Here is a 22,234-nt window from a genome sequence, read left to right as displayed (position 1 = left end):
TTGATTTTCTATTGCTGTGATTGTTTAATTGCAAATTCGAATAAAAAGCTCCTTAAAGATTCTGCAACCTCTAATTCATGTTTATTCCAGGGTAAAGCTTGTTTATAGACTGTTTGTTTCCAATTTTCAAATGAATTTCTGGGATGATACTTTTTCCCGTCTGCTGTAAAATTAATTGCCTGATTGGGATCACCCCCCCAATTAATATCTTCTATAGCCTCCCGCCTGAAACACATCAGAAAATCACCTTTCACATTATTTATTGGTATAAAAAGCAGCCCGCTTGCTGAATTTGAATATTCACCTGCATCTTCAAATAAAGACGCAAGGGAATTTGTTGAATATACAGTATTTAAGTTTTTACTTTCAAGCCACTGGGTTAAATTAAACAAATCATTTCTATCAGGCACCTCGCCTTTAGTTTCTGATCTCCCGTTTATGCTTATCAATGCCCCCGAAGCATTCAGTAAATGAAGGATATCCTGCTCATCGTCTTTGAATAAACCAGCAGTAATATCATCGTAAGCATAAACCTGATCGGATAATTCAACACGCTTCTGTTGAATTTGTTTAGAATTTCTGTAATCCTGCTTGTTAAGAATCAGAGAAATTTTAGTCGAAATAACCTCAGATAACCACTCAAAAATTGAACAAAGCTCATAACCAATATATTTTGGTTCCAGATGATGACATGAAATCAAACCCCATAAAGTTTCATTGTATATGACCCTGATCGACATGGAAGCTTTAACATTCATGTTTTTCATGTATTCCAGATGGACTTTAGCCACGCTCCGTAAATTACAGTCAGAAAGATCAATAAAAGCATTGGTTACCGGATTAATAACCGGATATAAACGCACGGGTTCAAAATCTCTGTTTGGGATCAATCGATATGGATTTTTCAAATACATCTGTCTTGCTTGCTTTGGAACATCCGAAGCAGGAAAAGTTTGTCCGAGATAACGCTCAAGGCGCTCATCTTTTTCTTCTGCAATAACAGTCCCGTTCCAGTCTGTATCAAACCGGTACATTAAAACACCATCAAATCCCGATAATTTACGCAGTTCGTGAATGGCAATGTCACAAACTTCCTGAACGCTGTCAGCCTGATCAATAGCTGTACTAATATATTTTATTTCCTGAAAGACATCAGCGAAACTTCTGTTTGAATTTTCCTGCTGTTTTTCAAGCTCAATAATTATATAGTCAGCTTTAATATGTAATAATGCAAGAAATAAATCAGTGTTGTCCTGTTTATTAAACTGAAGATAAAGCGGGATACTTTTGGAAATCCCTTTTTTCAGCAATGCTTCTATTTTAGCCAGATCTTGTGTCTGAATAAAATCAGCAATATTTTTATTGATCAGATCTTCGGCCCTGCTCTCCAAAAGACCGGAAACATTCTCACTTAATTGTATAATATTCAGTTTTTTATCAAGAACCAGTAAATAGCCATAATCTTGAGTTGAATTGATATGATGTAAGGGTATGCTTCCGCAGAAGTCAGAATCAAAGTTTTTTTTATCGGTCATGCTAATTAGAGGTCTCTGTTAATTATACTAAATATAGGGTAAAGGAATTTCTATATTTTTTTCCTTTACCAAATAATATACCAATTGCAGTTTTGTTATGCCAAATCTTTAACGGTATATATGATTATTACACGGGTAATAATGAATAGCTTCTGCAGATTATTGCTATTTTCGCCCCCATATAAAAGACAATTATGATCAGTTCAGTTATTAAAGAGGCCACCATGCCTGCACATCAAAAACTGGAAAAGGAAGTGATTTTAAAGCTTAAAGCTATCCGCAGTGATGAAGATTATGCAGCACTTCTTAAAAATTTCAATGATTATTTTAATGCACTTGAAAATGCAATATCGCCATATATTACCCACGAAGTTCTTTCGGATTATAGCCAGCGAAGAAATTCTGCCTATATCAAACAGGATATAGCAGAACTTGGAGGTGATCCGGCAGCAGCAGAATCAATCGAAGTACCTGAAATTAAAGATGCGCTGGATGCGATGGCTGCACTTTATGTAATGGAAGGTTCTATTATGGGCGGAAAAATCATTGTTCAGATGCTGGCTAAAGCAAATATTACTAAAGGTGTTTCTTTCTTTACAGGTTATGGTGAAGATACCGGAAGAATGTGGGGAACATTTATTCAGGCTTTAGATAAAACCGGAACAAATGAAAATGATGAAAACAGGGCTATCGGGATAGCAAATGACACATTCAACTGTTTTGCAAAGGTATTTTAGCTAAAATCAAGACACCGCTTTCAACTTCATATTACTGTGCTCAAATTAAATGCGCAGAGTATGAAGTTAATAGGAATAACAAATACTTTACCAGTAAAACCGGTCTGATTATTGAAGGGTGAAAATATTTTAACGTACCTGATCGCACGCTTCCATTTGGAGCGATCTGAAATTTTTCATCAATTAATAATTTAATGACAAATATTTTTAAACATTCCGCAGCCGGATTTTTTGTTGCCGCCACCCTTACGCTTTCTTTACTTCTTCAATCCTGCAGTGAAACACCAGACAAATTCTTTGGTATCGCCATTTTAAACACTAATAATGTTGCCAGATTTGCAACTCCCGCACTGGCCAGACAAATAGATGGCGAAACAATTGAATTTGCCGACAGGCCTTCTACAAAGAAAAAAGGTGATGAAGCACTGAATTCTGTTAAAAATCAAATCTTAGTTATAGAAAAGGCCCTTAAAGATGTGAAAGCTTTAAATGCGGGTGGGGAAAGAAAAGAGATTCAGGATGAAGCTATAGGGCTTTACGAATTTGTACTTCCCGTATATAAAAACGAATATACTGAATATGCAAAATTATGTGACGCCAGGGCGCCACAGGAACAAAAAGATAAAATCATTAAAGCTATTCAGGAAAAATATAATACAGCGTTTGAGAAAAAATACTCGGCCCTGTTAAAAAAAGGTAAAGCTTTCGCAGAAGAGAATAACTTAAATGTAACCTGGTAATTATGGAATTTTACAGAAACAGAAAAAAATCAGTTAATCTCCTGCTGATCTATACAGGAATACTTATTTTAATGGTATTGATCCTGCTTTATAGCATTGGAATCTTATCGGACAGTATAATTGCTAAAGGAATAGCCCTCTCTTCGATATTCATTTTAATCTTTGGCTTTACCATCATCAGGACATTAATCTCCTTAAATGACAAATCTCCTTTAATTGTATTAACACCAGAAGGAATAACAGCCAGAGTTACCGCAGTGAGTAAAGCTGCAGGATTAATTTCATGGAAAGACATTACTGATATGGAGGTCGGCAAAGCTGGCGGTGATACATTGATTACTTTAGTGATCTGCAACGCTGAACCCTATAAGCTTTCAATTCGCAAAAAACTGAGTGCTATAGCGCTTGATAATGCAAAAGACCCTGGTGGAGATTTATATGTTTATCTGACTGCCTCAGTGCTGGACATTGATGCTTACGAACTTTTCAATAAAATCAAAACCTACAAAGCGCAGGTGCATCCTGCAATTGTTAACGCATAAGCTGTAATTGATTATGGCCTTATTGTGTTCGTAGTTGAGAGGGTGTTGGAAGGGTCCGTTACCCTTCCAACACCCTCTCAACTACGAACACTTACAGTTGTTAAAGGGTCGCCTTCAAAACATGGCGTATGGAGCAGTATAATTTGAGCTCAACCAGTCAAGATCTCTTTTTCACATAGAATTTGTAACTTATCTATATTTGTCTACTCTTATCTAAGGAATACCTTAATTAATCAATAGCCAATCAATGAAAAAGTACTTTATTCAATTTCTACTGCTGGTAACTGCTGGTTCAGCTTTTGCACAGAACAATAATTCTAATTATAAGTATAGTCTCAACTTGAATAATGTTGCAGATGATAAACTTCAGGTGACTTTACTTACCCCCGGATTAAAAGTTAAGGAAACAGTTTTCCATCTTCCTAAAATGGTTCCGGGTACTTATGCCATAGCCGATTATGGACGTTATATCTCAGATCTGAAAGCCTTTGATCATAAAGGGAATCCACTAAAAACCGATAGGACAGATTCAAATTCATGGAAAATAACTGAGGCTGATAGATTAGCAAAAATCACTTATATAGTAGATGACAGCTGGGACAGCCCCGAAGTTAAGGGAGTTGAAATATTTCAACCGGCTGGTACCAATATAGATAAGGATAAAATGTTCGTGATTAACAATTTTGGTTTCTTTGGTTATTTTGACGGTCAAAAAAGTATTCCTTTTGAAATCACAGTGACTAAACCTGCCGATTTCTATGGATCAACCTCGCTGAAGGCACATCATGTAAATGCAACTACCGACCACTATAGTGTCCCTGACTATTATAGCCTGGCAGATGCACCTATGATGTATAACAGACCGGATACTACTACTTTAAACATTGGCGGTACTGAAGTCCTGGTTTCGATATATTCACCTAATCAGAAAGCGACATCAGCAGCTATTGCGAAAGTGATCAAACCAACCCTCGAAGCTCAAAAGGAATATCTTGGCGGCAAACTGCCAGTGGATAAATATGCTTTTATCATTGCTTTAACAGACAATAAAAAAATAAGAAGTTATGGTGCTTTAGAACATTCATATTCTTCTTTATATTTTCTTCCGGAATATTTCAGTCCTGAAAAATTAGCTGAGAATATTAAGAATGCAGGATCTCATGAGTTTTTCCATATTGTGACTCCTTTAAGTATCCATAGCCACGAAATTGGAGAATTTGATTATGACAGCCCAAAAATGTCTGAACACTTGTGGATGTATGAAGGGTTGACAGAATATGCCGCACACCATATGCAGGTAAAATATGGAATAATAACTTTCCCGGAATATCTGAAAGTTCAGACTGATAAGTTAGATAATGCGATGCGTTATAATGATACACTGGCTTTCACCAAAATGTCTAAAGGTGTTTTAGATACTTATGAGAAAGAGTATGGAAATGTTTATGAAAAGGGAGCGCTGATTGGGCTTTGTCTGGATATTAAACTCAGACAATTATCAAAAGGAAAATACGGGACGCAAAACCTGATGGCCGACTTGTCAAAAACTTATGGAAAAACAAAGTCTTTCAATGATGACGAGCTATTTGCAACTATTACCAAATTAACCTATCCTGAAATTGGAGAATTCTTAAACACTTACGTTTCAGGCACAAAGAAACTTCCTTATAAAGAAATTTTTGCTGCTATAGGTGTAGATTATGAACCATTTGTGATGGTTAAAAGAGCCGGTATGGGCAAAATAGGAATTGGTTATAATGGTAAAAGCTTATTTATTGCCGAGACTAAAGGGATGAATGATTTTGGTAAAAAAATGGGGTATCAGAAAGGGGATGTATTTATAAGTATCAATGGAAAAACTATTCCTGATGCCTCCATGTTACAGCAATTCCTGACCAGCCTGCGTGAACAGACCAAAGAAGGAGATCAACTGACTGTAGTCGTTTCAAGAAAAGATAGTACTGGCAGGGAAAATGTAATTACATTGAGTCAGCCGGTTGAACTGCAGGATGAAAAGCAGTATAATGTTTTAAAAGAATTCCCGGAATTAACTGCTGAACAAGCTGCCTTAAGGAAAGCATGGCTGAATACAGCTAAAAACTAATTTTCAGTTCAGCATATTTACTCAGAACGGGCAGTTATCAGACTGCCCGTTTTAATTTACGGCAGACCGGCTTTTTATATCAGGTATTATAAAAAATAAAATGGGCCATCCAGTGCCTGTACCCTGTTTTCTGATATTTAACCTTTTTTAACTTCCTGTTATATAGAAATAGTCAACAAAATATAACATCTTGGGATACCAATATTATTTACATGAAGAAACTATTATTATTTTCAATATTCCTATTAACCACAAGTATAACATTTGGCCAGCAATTCATTCTCAAAGGTGTCACCTCCGATCAACAGGGTACACTCCCTTTTACCAGTTTATATATTCAGGGAACCAGTAAAGGGACTTCTGCCAATACCAATGGAGAATTTCAGCTTAAGCTGGACAAAGGGAAATATATTTTAGTTTTTAAGGCCGTAGGTTATAAACAACTGGTTAGGGCAGTAGAAATCAATGCCGATACTTATCTCCCTGTAACACTGGAAGCAGAAGCTTATCAGTTAAAAGATGTAGTCATTAAAGCGAATGCAGAAGATCCGGCTTACGAAATTATCAGGAATGCGATTAAAAAACGTAAACAGCATTTAACCGAGGTGAAAGCTTTCTCGTGTGATGCTTATATCAAAGGGGTAACAAAGCTTAAAAATGCACCGAAAAAAATATTAGGCAGGAATATCCAGGATGACCTTAAAAACATAGGGCTGGATTCGGGCAAGAGAGGAATACTTTATCTTTCTGAATCCGTTTCTAAATTCAATTACCAGGAACCAGGCAAAGTCTACGAAGAAATGATTTCTTCGAAGGTAAGCGGGAACAGCAACGGCTTTAGTTTTAATCAGGCTAATGGTTTTGTGGTCAGTTTTTACAAAAACAACATTGATATCAGTGAACTGAGCCGTGTTGGTTTTGTTTCCCCTATTGCCGATAATGCGCTGTTGTTTTACCGTTATAAATTCATGGGAACTTTTAGAGAAGGGAATAACTGGATCAACAAAATACAGGTTATTCCCCGCCGTAAATATGACCAGGTATTTAATGGCTATATCTATATCATTGATGATAGCTGGCGCATCCATAGTACAGATCTGACCATTACCAATAAATCAATGATTGAGGGGATTGATACCCTGCATATCAAACAGCAATTTATCCCTGTGAACCAAAATAAATGGATGCTGGCCAGTCAGCGTTACGACTATTCGGGAGGTATATTTGGTTTTAAGTTTATGGGCAATTATACGGGTGTATTCAGTAATTACGATGTTGACCCTAATTTCCCGCCAAAATTCTTTACGAACAAAATACTGAAAGTAAATGCAGGTGCCAATAAAAAAGATTCTACTTATTGGGCAACCATAAGGCCTATGGTTTTAACTGCTGAAGAGCGCAGGGATTATGTCAAAAAAGACAGTATCAAATTAGTTCACGGATCTGATAAATACCGCGATTCTTTAGACAGAAAAGAGAATAGGATTAAACCGCTAAAGATCCTTACTTTAGGTTATGCCCACCGCAATACGAAAGATAAAGAATACTGGAGTATTAGCGGACCACTATTTAGTGTCAACTATAATACAGTAGAAGGCTGGATCTACAATCCTAAACTGAGCTATAGAAAAGTATTAAAAGATAGTACTTCGCTGGTTATGCAGGTTAATCCGCGTTATGGTTTCGAGAATAAAGTACTGAGTGCAAATGCGAATGTGTCTTATAGATATGCACCTAAACAAAATGGCTATGCTGGAATAAGTGGCGGAACAAGCTACACTGACTTTAACAGTAATTTCGAAGCCATACCCGCTCTTTTTAATACAATAACTACTTTATTCAACAAGGAAAATATCTTAAAACTATATAAGAAGGATTTTATAAATATTTATTCGGGCAGGGAACTGAGCAACGGGCTCTATCTTTCCGGTAATCTGGAATATGCCAGCAGAACACCTTTGATCAATACTTCTTTCAGAACGATAAAAGACTTCCCTGATAAAGAGTTTACAGCCAATAATCCATATCCGATGACAGGAAATGATTATGCTTTTACAGCGAATAAAGCACTTACCCTGGGTTTAACCCTTAATATTGCCTTTGCCCAGACTTATATAGAGCGCCCTGATTTCAATATCAGACAGGGCTCTGTCTATCCAAAACTTCAGCTTGATTACCGCAAGGGGATAAAAGGCATACTTAATTCGGATGTGGATTTCGATTATATCGGGGCCCGTGTTTTTGATTCCAACAAGAAATTGGGTATCCTGGGTGTTTTTAAATATAGCATTGGTGCCGGTAAATTTATCAACAGGAACAATTTGTATTATATGGACTTCAAGCATTTTGCGGGTAGTAATATTATTATCTATACCCAATTTACTGATGGTTTTATGATGCTCAGCCCTTATGAGTTCAGTACTGGGAACAAGTTTCTGGAAGCTCATTTCGAACACAATTTTGGCGGCCTGTTTTTAAGCAAAATACCACTGTTTAAAAAATTAAAAATGGAAGAAGTCATTGGTGTAAATTACCTGACTTCGGATGTGATTAAAAATTATGCAGAAGCCTATATTGGTATACAAAGATTTGGATTGAGGTTTAATTTTATTAAAACTTTTAATTATGATAACCTGAGTAAAATGGAAGGCAGTCAAAGTACTGCCGGCTTCAGGGTATCAGCTGGATTTTAATGCAGCAATAAGGTCATGCGATGAATGACCGGAATATTCAAAATAAAAAAAGGATCTAAGGTTAAACGCTGAGCGCATAACCTTAGAATCCTTAATCAACAGAGAGGGGGATCTGTTTATTTATTATTTTAATGCTTCTAAAAGACCTTTCAAATAACCACCCATTGTAGTTCCGTTTTCACCAAAGGTCATATTAAAGTGATCTCCAGGGGTAACTGAGGCTTTGATCAGATCTGAATGGGCAAGCCAGCCCAAATCTTCTTTAAAACCATCGTTTTCCCACTTCTGGATATCCGCCCTGATAATAGTTAGCGCTGCATTTACTTTGCCGGAAGTGACATAATTATAATTGGTAGAGTTAAATACCAGTAAATAAACCAGCTTTAAATCAAATTCAGTACCTTTTTTAAGATCTCTGTATTGAGTCACGATGAAATCAAGCATAAACTCACGCATTTCATGTGCTGGTAACTGATGAATCTCAGATTTGAATTTCAATAACCAATCCGGATGAGGCTGATCTGCTTTAATAAGCTCAAAGACTTCGAGGTAAGCAACTGCATCCTGTATCAGTACTTCTGCTCCTGATGGCATAATATCCCTTGGGGATACATCGATAATAGCTGCTAACTCTACCTTTTCGTTCATGGCTTCAAGGATTTTTGTCATTTCAAAAACAATCCATCCCCCTAAAGAATGCCCTGCAAGACGATATGGACCTTTGTTTTGTATTTTTCTGATCCATTTGACATTCTGCTCCGCGATATCTTTCATATGCTGTAATGGGGTTTCGCCCTGCAGTGAACCAACCATATTAAGCCCATAAACCGGTGCTACTGTTTCTATTTCCTTCGCTATTTTATCATATCCGTCAACCAAACCGACCCCGCCCGGCAAAATAAATAAGGGTGTCCCTGCTTTCGCCTTATTCAATAAGATGATATGTTTTTTATTGAATTCTTCAATTTCTGCCTCTTCATCATCTGCTGTACCATTAAGAACTGCAGATTGTCCGGCAATAGTTGGGAAAGTCATCAGGTCACTTAACTGCATGCTATATCCAAGGTTTCTGATCCGCGATAGCAATCTTACAGCAATTAAGGAATGACCGCCCAGTTCAAAGAAATTATCATGGATACCGATTTTCCGGACCTGCAATAACTCTTGCCAGATATCAGCCAGCGCCTGCTCTGTATGGTTACGGGGACCGGTATAGATTTTAGCCGATAATAATTCCCCTTCTGGTTCCGGCAATGCTTTCTTGTCTATTTTACCGTTGGCAGTTAACGGCAGCTGATCCAGTCTGATCAGTACCGGAATCATATACTCTGGTAAATGTTTTTTAAGATAGCCGGTCAGCGCCTCATTGCTAAACCCTTCCTGTTGCGATAATGCATCTGTGTCTTTTGAAGACACAAAATATGCGATAAGACGTTTAGTTCCCTGCTGGTCTGATTTGGCAATAACAATGCTTTGTTCTATAGCAGGATGCTGGTTGAGTACGTATTCTATTTCTCCTAATTCTATACGGTAACCACGGATTTTCACCTGATCATCAATCCTGCCAAGATATTCAATTGTACCTTCGGGCAGAGTCCTGCCAAGATCCCCGGTTTTATATAGTTTATTTCCTGAACGGAAAGGATCTGCAATAAATTTCTCACTGGTCAGTTCTGCCCTGTTCAGATATCCTCTGGATACGCCTATACCGGATACACAAATTTCTCCGGGCACACCTAAAGGGCAAATCTGCCCATAAGCATCCAGGATGTAGATATGTAAGTTCTGGATCGTTTTCCCCAGTGGTACATTGCTGGTCTGAGGTGTACTGTGCATAAAATGATGGGTAATATCATCCGAAGCTTCGGTCGGCCCATAAGCATTCACTACCGGAATACGCCCGTAATCAGGATGTGCAAACCATTGTGCCAATACAGATTGGCTTACAGCTTCGCCTGTAACCAGCAGATATCGGAGATTTTTTAAACGCACACTGGTTTTCTCTTGCAGGACTGCTGCCAGATAAGAAGGGACCAGTTCCAGAACAGTGACCTGATCTGCTTCTACCTTTGAAATTAACGCTGCCGGCTCAAGAATTAATGCCGCAGGATACACAACTGTACAGCCCCCGGTAAGTAAAGCACAGAACATTTGCCATACTGAGATATCAAAAGTATAAGAGGCGGTATAGGCAATAACCGAATTCTGATCTAATTGCAGCTCATTAACTTTTGCATACAGGTGATTTAGCATTCCCTGGTGTTCAACAAGTACACCTTTTGGTTTACCTGTTGAGCCTGAGGTATAAATCATATAGGACAGATCCTGGCCAGCAATTCTATTTACCGGCGAAGTAACCCGCTGGCCTGTAAGAAACCCGCTTCCCCCCAATAGAATCAATGTTTTCTGCAAATGTGCAGGAAGGGCTCCCCTGCTCTGCTGATCACTGATAATTAAGTCTATACCGCTATCATTTAATAAATAATCAACTCTTTCTGCAGGATAAGAAGGGTCAATAGGTACATAAGCACCACCTGCTTTCCAAATGCCCAGGATACCAGTGATCATATCCAGTGAACGCCCGATACAAAGACCGGTCAGCTGATCAGCTTTCATGCCTTTATCTATCAGGTAATGTGCCAGCCTGTTTGCTTTCTCATTTAACTCCTTATAGGTATAAGCTTGATTTTCAAACAAAACAGCTACAGCATCCGGAGTTTTCAATGCCCATTCTTCAAATATGGCTACCACATTGCTCTGTTTGGGATAAGCTGTTTCAGGTCCGCTGAATTGTGCTAATAAGGAAACCTCTTCTGCTGAAGTCATCATTTTTAACCGGTTAATCTGCGTATCAGATGCGGCAATAACAGCACGCAACAACTGTTCATAATGACCTGCCAGTCTTAAAATAGTGTCTTCAAGGAACAGATCTGTACAATAGCCTATTTCAAGTAACAACCCTTCTTTTTGTTCAGTAACCACAAAATTGATATCGAATTGCGAAGGGCTGTAATCGGGCGCCTCTTGTGATACAGTCAGTTTATGAAGTACCAGTTCTGAGTTATCAGGTGTATTTTGCAGAATAAACATCACCTGGAATAAAGGATTTTTACCCAGGTCACGATTGCCAGCTACCATTTCCAGTGCTTTTTCAAAAGGCATATCCTGATGTCCGTATGCTTCCAGCAAAGTTGTTTTCACCTTTTGTACCAGCTCATCAAAAGATGGCTCCCCACCAAGATCACTTCTTATAGCAAGGGTATTGATAAAGAATCCAACCAGGTTTTCAATTTCCTGCTGTGTTCTCCCTGCAACCAATGTACCTACAGTTACATCTTGCTGACCGCTATAACGGTACAACAATACCTGGAATGCACTTAAGAGTGTCATGAATAAGGTAACCCCCTGTTCTTTGCTGTACTGATTCAATGAAGAAGCTAAATCTCCGGGCAGATTATAATACAGAATATTACCTGCTGTACTCTGCATAGCCGGTCTCGGGAAATCTGTTGGCAGCTGTAAACTTTCTGCACCGGCTAATTTATGTGTCCAGTAATCCTGCTGTAATTGTAATAATTCGCCTGTTATGTGAGTTCTTTGCCAAATGGCATAATCTGCATACTGTACCGCTAATGGATCAAGTACTGGTTCAAAGGCACCCGAATAAGCGTTATAGAGTTCGGATAATTCTTTCACAATCACAGATAATGACCAGCCATCGGATGCGATATGATGCATCACCAGTACCAGTAAACACTCTTCTTCGGCCAGACTTAAAAGTCCTGCCCTTAACAGATGGTCTGAGGAAAGATTAAATGGCTCATTGATAAAACCGGCTACAGTAAGTTTGGAATCACCTTTTACAGTGATCGCAGATAACTGCCATTGATTGGCTGGTAATACCAGCTGATAGCCAATTCCATCATCTTCTCTGATCACTGTTCTCAGTATCTCGTGACGGTTAACAATGCTTTGAATGGCCTGTTGCAGGGCAGCACGATTCAATTTTCCTTTTAGCCTTAATACCGCAGGAATATGATAATGTGAACTTCCTTCCAGCTGATCGATAAACCATAAACGTTCCTGACTAAATGATAGGGGAATCAATTCTGGCCTGTTGTTCAGGATAATCGATGGTAATAGTTTTCCTGTGCCGGGGGTATCCAGATAGGCTGCTAATGCAGCGGCCACAGGATATAAAAACACATCTTTAATGGCCAGTTCTATGGAGAGTTCTTTGCGTATCGCAGCTGTTAATCGGGTTACCAGCAACGAGTGCCCGCCCAGTTCAAAAAAGCTATCCTGTATCCCTATTTGTGGAATACCCAATAATTCCTGCCAGATATTGACCAGTATCTGTTCTGTTGCGTTACGGGGAGCAACAAATTCTTTACTGCTCAGCGCCCTGACATCAGGGTCCGGCAAAGCTTTACGGTTCACTTTACCGTTTACGGTTAATGGAATTTCATCCATAGACACCCATAAAGCCGGAACCATATATTCTGGTAAGTGAATTCTCAGGTAGTCCTGAATTTCTTCTTTGTTTAAAACCCCTTCTGGCACGACATAACCTGCCAGATACTGATTTCCATAATTATCTTTTTTGGCTAGTATAACATTCTGACGTACCAGTCCGCTTTGTTCCAGTATACTTTCTATTTCACCCAATTCTATTCTGAAACCTCTGATTTTAACCTGATCATCGATACGGCCAAGATATTCTATTGTTCCGTCTGCATTCCAGCGGGCAAGGTCACCTGTACGGTATAACCTGGCTCCGGGTAATAAGGAATGCTGAACAAAACGTTCTGCTGTAAGTACCGGTAAGTTTAAATAACCCCTGGCCACCCCTGCTCCGCCAATATATAGTTCACCGACTACACCAATTGGGCTGAGATGCTGAGACTGATTAAAAATATAAGCACGTAAAGTAGGGATTGGTTTACCAATCAGGCTTTGGCTGCTTTGCAGGTGAACCGGCAATAATTCCTGATAAGTTACATGAACAGTCGTTTCTGTAATCCCGTACATATTAATTAAACGGCAGTTCTTATAAAGTTCATTCCATGGTTTTAATTTGACAGGATTTAAAGCTTCACCACCAAAAATCACATAGCGGATAGCTACCGAAGAAGCATTTTTAGTCAGATAATCCTGCAATACATAAAATGCAGATGGGGTCTGATTGAGTACCGTTACTTTTTCTTCCAGTAACAGTTTGCCAAATAAAGCTGTATCCTGTGTTGCCGCTTTAGGCACAACAACTAACCGCCCGCCATAAAACAGCGCACCATACATTTCCCATACCGAGAAGTCAAAACAGAAAGAGTGGAACATAGTCCATACATCATTCCCGTTGAAATCAAAAAGTGGCTGATCGGTCTCAAATAAACGCACGACGTTGATATCTTCAATAATCACCCCCTTAGGACGACCTGTTGAACCTGAAGTATAAATCACATAGGCCGCATTTTCGGGAACACGTTCCGAATCAAATCCGGTTATCGCTTCTGCCCCGATCAGCTGGTGGTCTGTATCCAGTTCTATGACCTGACCACTAAATTTTTCACATACCACACTGCAATTGCTATGGCTGATGACCAGTAAAGCCCCGGTATCTTCCAGCATATAACTGATCCGGTCTTCTGGATAAGATGGGTCCATAGGTACATAAGCCCCTCCTGCTTTCAGCACACCCAGAATAGCAACGATCATATCCAGGCTTCTTTCCAGACAAACAGGAACCAGTGTTTCTGCCTGAACACCCTGATTACGCAGGTAACGTCCAAGCTGATTAGATTTTTCGTCCAGCTCACGATAAGTTAATTGCTGCTGTTCATAAACTACAGCTACAGCATCCGGCACCCTTTTTACCTGTGCGGCAATCAGGTCTGTGATGGTTGTATCCTGTGGATAACCTGCTGCCATTCCACTGAATTCTTCTAATAAAAGAAGTTCTTCTGCTGGTTGCAGCATTTGTAATACAGCAATATTTTCATCGGGATCAGCTATAATTGCCTTTAACAATTGTTCGAAATGGGTAATCAGTCCCGATATAGTTTCCTCTGCAAAAAGATCTGTACAATATTCTACAGATAGGGATAAACCTTTTTCACCCTGCTGCATGGTAAATGAAAGATCAAATTTAGATGTTTTATAATCTGGTTCTTCTACCACGAATGGGATATCTCCAAGGTTCAGTTCAGAAGCATCAGGTGTATTTTGTAAAGCAAAAAGTACCTGGAACAAAGGGCTCCGGCTTCTGTCTCTGTCACTCACTACTGCATCAACTACTTTTTCAAAAGGAATATCCTGATGATCGTAACTATCCAGTAAAGTGTTTTTAACCTGTTTCAGTAGATTATTGAAAGACAGGTTACCACTCAGGTCACTGCGTATAGCTAAGGTATTGATAAAAAATCCGATCAGGTTTTCTGTTTCCTGACGCAGCCTTCCGGCAATTGGTGTTCCCACACAAATATCATCCTGACCGGTATGACGGTATAATAAAACCTGGAACGCTGATAATAAAGTCATAAACAGAGTGACTTGCTGCTGCTGACTCAATTCATCCAGCTGATCGGCAAGCTCCTTATTTAAAAGAGTTTCAATAACAGCACCGCGTGTACTTTGTACAGCCGGTCTGGCATAATCTGTGGCCAATTGCAAAGGCTCCAGTCCTGCCAGCTGTTTTTTCCAGTAAGTTTGCTGGCCTGCCAGTAAATCTCCTGAGATATATGTTTTCTGCCAGATCGAATAATCAGCATATTGTACAGCCAATACAGGCAATTTTGGCAACTGATCATGCGTATACGCATAATAAAGTTCAGTCAGTTCATTCACAATGACTGATAATGACCAACCGTCTGAGGCAATATGGTGCATGACTATTACCAGTAGTTCTTCATTTTCGGCCACAGGAAACAAGGCTGCCCGAAGCATATAATCAGCTGATAAATTAAAAGGCTGATCTATAAATTCAGCTACCTGCTGATCCTTTAAGGTATCAGAACCCTTGTTAATTTCAGAAAGCGCCCATTGATCAGTACCCATTATCTTTTGATAGGCAATCCCATTTTCTTCTCTGAATACAGTTCTTAATACTTCGTGACGGTTGATAATCGTTTGCAATGCATAGGTTAATGCATCCTGGTCCACCACCCCATGCAAACGTAACACAGCCGGAATATGGTAATGTGTACTGCCTTCTAACTGATCAATAAACCATAATCTTTCCTGACTGAAAGAAAGTGGTATTTGTTTTCCTTTGGGTTGAACAACCAGATCGGGCAGTACTGTTTTTCCTTTTTTACCGTCTATATAATCAGCCAGTGCTGCAATGGTCAGATGCGTAAATAGATCTCTCATACTGATTTCTACTGCAAACTCATTGCGGATTGCAGTCATCAGCCTCATGGCAAGCAGAGAGTGTCCGCCAAGATCAAAGAAGTTATCTAAAACACCCGCACGTTCCACACCCAGCAAATTCTGCCATATAACAGCAAGCAAATCCTCTGTTTTATTGCGTGGTGCAACAAATACCGCAGTTGTAGTATCTCCTTCACTAATTGACAATAAAGCTTTACGATCAATCTTTCCATTATCAGTCAGTGGAATTTCTTCCATTTCTATCCATAATCCAGGAACCATATATTCTGGTAACCTTTCTTTAAGCCACGATTGCAATTCTGTTTTTGAAAATGATGGCTCAGGAACAATGTAGCCAATCAGCCTTTTGTTATTGTGATGATCTGCTTTGGCAAGCACGATCCCATTACTGATTCCAGGGTATTGCAGTAAAACATTTTCTATTTCACCTAACTCTATCCGGTAACCACGGATTTTGACCTGATCATCGATACGGCCAAGGAACTCCATATTACCATCCGGAAGCCAGCGTACCAGGTCTCCGCTTCTGTACAAACGCTGACCTGAATTCAAAGGATTGGATACAAATTTATTTTCAGTCAGCTCGGGCAGGTTCAGGTAACCCCTTGCCAGCTGTACCCCGCCTATACATAATTCACCTGCAACCCCCAGCGGAGAAACATTTAGAAAACCGTCTACGATAAAAGTAGTTACATTTGAAACTGGTTTTCCAATAGGTGGTAAAGTATCGCCGTCCAGATCAGTTAAAGGATAATAAGTGGCAACGATTGTATTTTCTGTCGGCCCGTAATTATTGACCAGTATAAAAGGCAAATCTTTTACGTCCATTGCACCAAGCCTGTCTCCCGCCGTCATCAGATATTCCAGACTGGTTATAGATTTACGAAGGATATTCACCACATCAACAACTAAACCTGTAGCAATAAAACTATGGGTAATTTCGTGATTGATATAATAATTCACCAGCTCTTCGGGTGCGACCCTGATCTGATCCTCTAATAAATGTATGGTAGCCCCGGTTCCTAAATAAGGCCAGATCTCCCAGACTGAAGCATCAAACCCTATGCTTGACATTACTGTCATACTGCTTTCGGCCGTTACATTATAGATGGAAACATGACAGTCAATCATATTTAAAACACCTTTATGCGTGATCATTGTGCCTTTTGGCCGGCCTGTAGATCCGGAAGTATAAATGACATAAGCCAGATTCCCCACCTGACTGTCATGAGGTACATTTGATACCGGACAAGCCAGTAAAATCATTTCAAGCTCATCCAGGCAAAGTAATTCAATTCCCGGATCATCAGTCTGACAAAGATCTGCAAAACGTATGGAAGTAATGACCATGGCACAACCTGAATCAGACAACATAAAGCTGATACGGTCTGCCGGATAATTGGTATCAACCGGAACATATGCCCCGCCAGCTTTTAATATCCCAAGGATAGCGATCACCAGTTCAGTACTTCTGTCTAAGCAGATCGGTACCAGTGTTTCTGGTTTAACACCCTTACTTTTCAGATAATGTCCCAGCTGATTGGAACGTTCATTTAATTCTTTATAGGTTAAACGTTCATCTCCATAGACAAGCGCAATGGCACCCGGCGTTAGTGCAGCCTGCTTTTCAAATAGATTTGCAAGCGTCTGGTCTGCTACGACGCGTTCACCACCTGCATGACTAAATTGCTTCAATTGCCTGTTCAATTCATAATCAGGCAAAATTATACTATTGGCTACCGGCGATGTATAATCCTCCAGGTAGGCAGTAATTACATTTTTGAAATAAGTTTGCAGCTCTTCCAGTTTTTTGCCGGATTTCAGTTCTTTCCGCAAGCTAAAACTAACCGTAAGCGTATTTGCAGTGATACTGGTTGTACAATCCAGATAAGTGTTGGTTAACTCATACCCGTTAATTGTTAAGGATTCATCTCCTGTTTCGTATTCATTTTCTTTGGATACATCAAAACCTATATGGTCATAAACATGGAAATTGATAAAATTGAAAACAGCATCAAAGAAAGGGTTTTCATCTGTAGATGATTCTCTGGTTATTTTCTTGATTTCCATCAGACTTGTCCGGTCTCTTTCCTTAATCCGGAATAACTGATCTTCTATCTTTTGGAAATATAACTGCCAGGTCTCCTTACTGTCCATTTTATGGAACCTGAAAGGAATACTGTTTAGAAAACAGCCCAGCAACTGATCCCCATCTTCCCGGACCGGTCTGTTATTGGTAATTAATCCTACAGTCAGTTCATCATCATAAGTCATCATCCCTAAACAATGCAGGTAAGCACCAAAGAAAAGACCTTTCAGAGAGATTTTATCACGTTTTAACTTCTCCTGTAATCTTTCAATATAGGCAGAATCGCATGTCCACTCACACATTTGCAGGTTATCTTCCTTTAAAAAGATGTCCAGTCTTTTATAACCGGATAACTCCTGTTTCCAGAAGGTTTCATCTGCCCCCTCTCTTTTGGCGATCAGACTTTCTATAATAAAGTCTTTATAGCTTCCTGTTAACGGAAGCAGGGAAACCTGTTCAGACTCAGTAAGCAAACGCTGACATAAATTATATAACTCTGTATTTAAAGAAGCAACACTCCAGCCATCCAGAATAGCATGATGAAACTGGAAGATAAGAATATTGTATTTTTTGTGTCCAAAGACACTGGCTTTCCATAAAGGTGCCTTGCTTACATCAAATGGGTTTTTACGTTCTTCGGCAAGGTATTCTTCTATAGTGTCTTTTAGCTTTTTCCCATTTACAAATTCAATATTGAAATAATCAATATCAAATTCAATGCTTTTATAAACTACCTGTAAATCTTCCGCAGCCTGAGGAAAAGCAGTTCTTAATATATTGTGTTTTTGAACAAGTAAAGTAAGGGCCTTTTTCAGTAAGACAACATCCATGCTTTTAGGCATTTTCAGGACGAACTGATCATGGTAAAGTGCTTCTTCGGGATTTACAGAAGAAATATAAACCATCCCGCGTTCAATATCACTCATTGGATAAATGTCTTCAATCTGATCTTTATCGGGAAAATTAAGCAATGCAGCATTTTTAAATTGCTCCAGTTCTTCTTTTACTTCATTATAGTTTTTTACCTGGGCCGAATGATCTGCTGTATGTTCATCAATCAGCGCTGCTAATTCCAGAATTGTCTTAGCTCTGTAGACATCAAATACCCGGACTTCTTTACCGAAAACATCTGCTATTTTACTCACTACGCGGATTACACGGATAGAATCGCCGCCAAGCTCAAAGAAATTATCAGCAATGCCAACCTGCTCAATTCCTAACAGGTCCTGCCAGATACCAGCCAGTTTTATTTCTGTTTCACTACGCGGTGCAATATATTCTTTACTGCTTAATTCAGATACGTCCGGATCTGGCAGCGCTTTACGATTCACTTTACCATTCACAGTCAGGGGAATTTCATCGATCGAAACCCATAGTGCAGGTACCATGTACTCAGGTAAATGAAGTTTCAGGTGTTCCTGGATTTTCTGCTTATCTAAAGGCCTTTCCGCTACCACGTAACCTACCAATCGTTTATTACCCTGATGGTCTGTTTTAGCCAGTACCACACTCTGACGTACTAAACCACTTTGTTCCAGCACACTTTCTATTTCGCCCAGTTCTATTCTGAACCCTCTGATTTTCACCTGATCATCAATACGGCCCAGATATTCAAGCGTGCCATCTGTATTCCAGCGGGCAAGATCACCTGTACGGTATAATCTTTTACCAGGCAATAAAGGATGTTCAATAAATTTCTCTGCAGTAAGACTTTCCCTGTTCAGGTAACCTCTGGCTACACCTGCCCCACCAATATAAAGCTCACCATTAACCCCAACCGGAGATAAATGCTGACCGCTGTTAAAAATATAGGCCTGTAAGGTAGGGATCGGTTTACCGATTACACTTTGACTGCTTTCAATATGAACAGGTAATAATTCCTGATAAGTTACGTGAACAGTCGTTTCTGTAATCCCGTACATATTGATTAAGCGGCAATTGCTGTAAAGTGAAGACCATGGTTTTAATTTACTTGGGTTTAAGGCCTCACCACCAAAAATAACATAGCGTATTGCTACAGATGAGGTATTTTTAGTCAGGTAATCCTGCAATACATAAAAAGCAGAAGGTGTCTGATTAAGGACTGTTACTTTTTCATCCAGTAAAAGTTTGCCAAACAGCATGGTGTCTTGTGTTGCAGCCTTAGGGACAACGATCAGTTTACCTCCATAAAATAATGCACCGTACATTTCCCATACAGAGAAGTCAAAGCAGAAAGAGTGGAACATAGTCCATACATCATCTCCGTTAAAATCATAAAGAGGTACATCCGTTTCAAATAAACGGACTACATTGAAATCTGCTATGATTACACCTTTGGGACGACCGGTTGAACCCGAAGTATAAATTACATAAGCAGCATTTTCAGGAGAACGTCCGGATTCAAATGGGGTTAACGGCTGTGCCCCAAACAGTGCCTGATCTGTATCCAGTTCGATAACATGGCCACTGAATTTTTTACAGACCAAACTGCTGTTGCTATGACTGATTACCAGTAAAGCCCCTGTATCTTCAATCATATAACTTACACGGTCTTCGGGATAAGATGGGTCCATGGGTACATAAGCCCCTCCTGCTTTCAGAACACCAAGCAAAGCAACGATCATATCCAGGCTTCTTTCCAGACAAACAGGAACCAGTGTTTCTGCCTGGACCCCCTGGCTGCGCAGATAATGTCCCAGCTGACCTGACCGTTCATCCAGTTCCCTATAAGTTAGTTTTTCATCTTCATAAACTACGGCTATGGCATCCGGCACCCTTTTAACCTGTGCATCAATCAAATCCAGAATAGTTGTACCCTGCGGATAACCCACTGTTAAACCACTAAATTCCTGCAGTAATTGATATTCTTCATGATGCCGAAGCATTCTTAAAGCGCCAATATTTTCATCTGGCTTAGCGATAATCGCATGGAGCAATTCTTCGTAATGCGCAATAAATTTCAGGACCGTTTCTTCTTTGAAAAGATCTGTACAGTATTCTGCAGACAATGATAACCCCTGCTCACTTTGGCGCAGGTTAAAAGTCAGATCAAATTTAGCCGTAGTGTTTTCAGGTTCTTCTATAGTAACCCTGAGATCACCCAGACTTAAATGGCTATCCGGCGTATTTTGCAAAACAAACATGACCTGGAATAAAGGTCCGCGGCTCATGTCCCTTTCTTTGACTATAACATCTACTATTTTTTCAAAAGGAATATCCTGATGGTCATAACTGTCCAGCAAGGTATTTTTTACTTGTTTCAGCAATGCTGTGAAAGATGGATTATCACTCAGATCACTGCGGATAGCCAGTGTATTGATAAAATATCCGACTAATTCTTCTACTTCACGACGGAGCCTTCCTGCAATTGGGGTACCTACACAAATATCATCCTGACCGCTGTGGCGATATAATAATACCTGGAAAGCAGCCAGTAAGGTCATAAACAGCGTTACATCGTGTTTACGGCTCAGTTCATTCAACTGCTCATGAAGCGCTTTGCTGAACACTTTTTCTAAAACGGCACCCCGGGTACTTTGTACTGCCGGCCTTGCGAAATCAGTAGTTAATTGCAAAGGTTCAATACCTGACAGCTGCTTTTTCCAGTAAGCCTGCTGTCTTTGCAGCAAGTCTCCGGATATATATGTTTTCTGCCAGATCGCATAATCCGCATACTGTACAGCCATTACTGATAATTCAGGAATACTGCCTTTGGTATAAGCCTCATATAATGCGGAGAGTTCTTTCACAATAATAGAAAGCGACCAGCCATCTGAAGCAATATGGTGCATCACGATCACCAGTAGTTCTTCATTTTCAGTGACCTGAAATAAACCAGCCCTTAACATATGCGCTGCCGAAAGGTCAAAAGGCTGTTCTATGAATGTCTGTACCGATGACATTCCCTGGTCATTAAAGACATCCATTTTCCATCGGTCCGCTTTCATCACGTGCTGATAAGCTACCCCATCTTCTTCTCTGATCACAGTTCTTAAGACTTCGTGGCGGTTGATTATAGTTTGCAATGCCATTTCTAATGCAGCATGATCAACTTTCCCTTTCAAACGCAGTATAGCAGGAATATGATAATGTGTACTTCCTTCCAGCCTGTCTATGAACCATAAACTCTCCTGACTATAAGACAAAGGTATATGTGCCGCATATTGACTTACAGGTACTACATTGGTAATTATAGGCTGCCCCTTTTTCTGAGGGCTGTGATCTCTGAGATAGGCAGTCAGCTGAGTTTTGTTATTTCTTAGTTCATCCCAAAAATCCTCATCTATTTCTACTTCTTCCGAAGTTTCGACAATCAGTTCATCATCTTCCAGGAATATTTCTACTCCCATTGCATTAGCTCTTTTTAATAATCCTTCTATATCTGTTAAATTCTGACTCAGCATTTTAATAATTTTATGATTGG

Annotated in this window: 7 protein-coding genes; 5 read left to right on the top strand and 2 right to left on the bottom strand. The window is 39.6% G+C overall.

The window, feature by feature from the left end:
* Positions 1-8: 8 nt before the first annotated feature.
* Positions 9-1,535, bottom strand: coding sequence for a GAF domain-containing protein (locus HDE68_RS05630; protein WP_183879727.1), 1,527 nt, complete (start codon positions 1,533-1,535; stop codon positions 9-11).
* Positions 1,536-1,729: 194 nt separating this feature from the next.
* Here HDE68_RS05630 and HDE68_RS05625 point away from each other — a divergent pair, with 194 nt between their 5' ends.
* The 5 genes from HDE68_RS05625 (at position 1,730) to HDE68_RS05605 (ending at position 8,351) form a co-directional block, all read left to right on the top strand.
* Positions 1,730-2,272, top strand: coding sequence for a biliverdin-producing heme oxygenase (locus tag HDE68_RS05625; RefSeq protein ID WP_183879726.1), 543 nt, complete (start codon positions 1,730-1,732; stop codon positions 2,270-2,272).
* A gap of 194 nt (positions 2,273-2,466) precedes the next feature.
* Positions 2,467-3,012, top strand: a complete 546-nt coding sequence (locus tag HDE68_RS05620; RefSeq protein ID WP_183879724.1) for a hypothetical protein — start codon at positions 2,467-2,469, stop codon at positions 3,010-3,012.
* 2 nt (positions 3,013-3,014) lie between these two features.
* The gene (locus HDE68_RS05615; RefSeq protein WP_183879722.1) at positions 3,015-3,554 is read left to right on the top strand and encodes an STM3941 family protein; all 540 of its coding nucleotides are present in this window, start codon (positions 3,015-3,017) and stop codon (positions 3,552-3,554) included.
* Positions 3,555-3,801: 247 nt separating this feature from the next.
* Positions 3,802-5,658, top strand: coding sequence for a peptidase M61 (locus HDE68_RS05610; RefSeq protein ID WP_183879720.1), 1,857 nt, complete (start codon positions 3,802-3,804; stop codon positions 5,656-5,658).
* 212 nt (positions 5,659-5,870) lie between these two features.
* Positions 5,871-8,351, top strand: coding sequence for a DUF5686 and carboxypeptidase regulatory-like domain-containing protein (locus tag HDE68_RS05605; RefSeq protein ID WP_183879718.1), 2,481 nt, complete (start codon positions 5,871-5,873; stop codon positions 8,349-8,351).
* A gap of 123 nt (positions 8,352-8,474) precedes the next feature.
* On the opposite strand, the gene HDE68_RS05600 is transcribed toward HDE68_RS05605, so the two are convergent.
* Positions 8,475-22,214, bottom strand: a complete 13,740-nt coding sequence (locus tag HDE68_RS05600) for a non-ribosomal peptide synthetase (RefSeq protein ID WP_183879716.1) — start codon at positions 22,212-22,214, stop codon at positions 8,475-8,477.
* Between the last annotated feature and the right edge of the window lie 20 nt (positions 22,215-22,234).

This window comes from Pedobacter cryoconitis, from assembly GCF_014200605.1.
GTDB lineage: Bacteria > Bacteroidota > Bacteroidia > Sphingobacteriales > Sphingobacteriaceae > Pedobacter > Pedobacter cryoconitis_B.
This window is presented reverse-complemented; position numbering and strand designations above follow the sequence as displayed.

What these genes read in the sequence shown, in the direction of transcription:
- HDE68_RS05605 (WP_183879718.1), top strand. Translation starts at nt 5,871, where the DNA reads ATGAAGAAACTATTATTATTTTCAATATTCCTATTAACCACAAGTATA.
- HDE68_RS05615 (WP_183879722.1), top strand. Translation starts at nt 3,015, where the DNA reads ATGGAATTTTACAGAAACAGAAAAAAATCAGTTAATCTCCTGCTGATC.
- HDE68_RS05625 (WP_183879726.1), top strand. Translation starts at nt 1,730, where the DNA reads ATGATCAGTTCAGTTATTAAAGAGGCCACCATGCCTGCACATCAAAAA.
- HDE68_RS05600 (WP_183879716.1), bottom strand. Translation starts at nt 22,214, where the DNA reads ATGCTGAGTCAGAATTTAACAGATATAGAAGGATTATTAAAAAGAGCT.
- HDE68_RS05630 (WP_183879727.1), bottom strand. Translation starts at nt 1,535, where the DNA reads ATGACCGATAAAAAAAACTTTGATTCTGACTTCTGCGGAAGCATACCC.
- HDE68_RS05620 (WP_183879724.1), top strand. Translation starts at nt 2,467, where the DNA reads ATGACAAATATTTTTAAACATTCCGCAGCCGGATTTTTTGTTGCCGCC.
- HDE68_RS05610 (WP_183879720.1), top strand. Translation starts at nt 3,802, where the DNA reads ATGAAAAAGTACTTTATTCAATTTCTACTGCTGGTAACTGCTGGTTCA.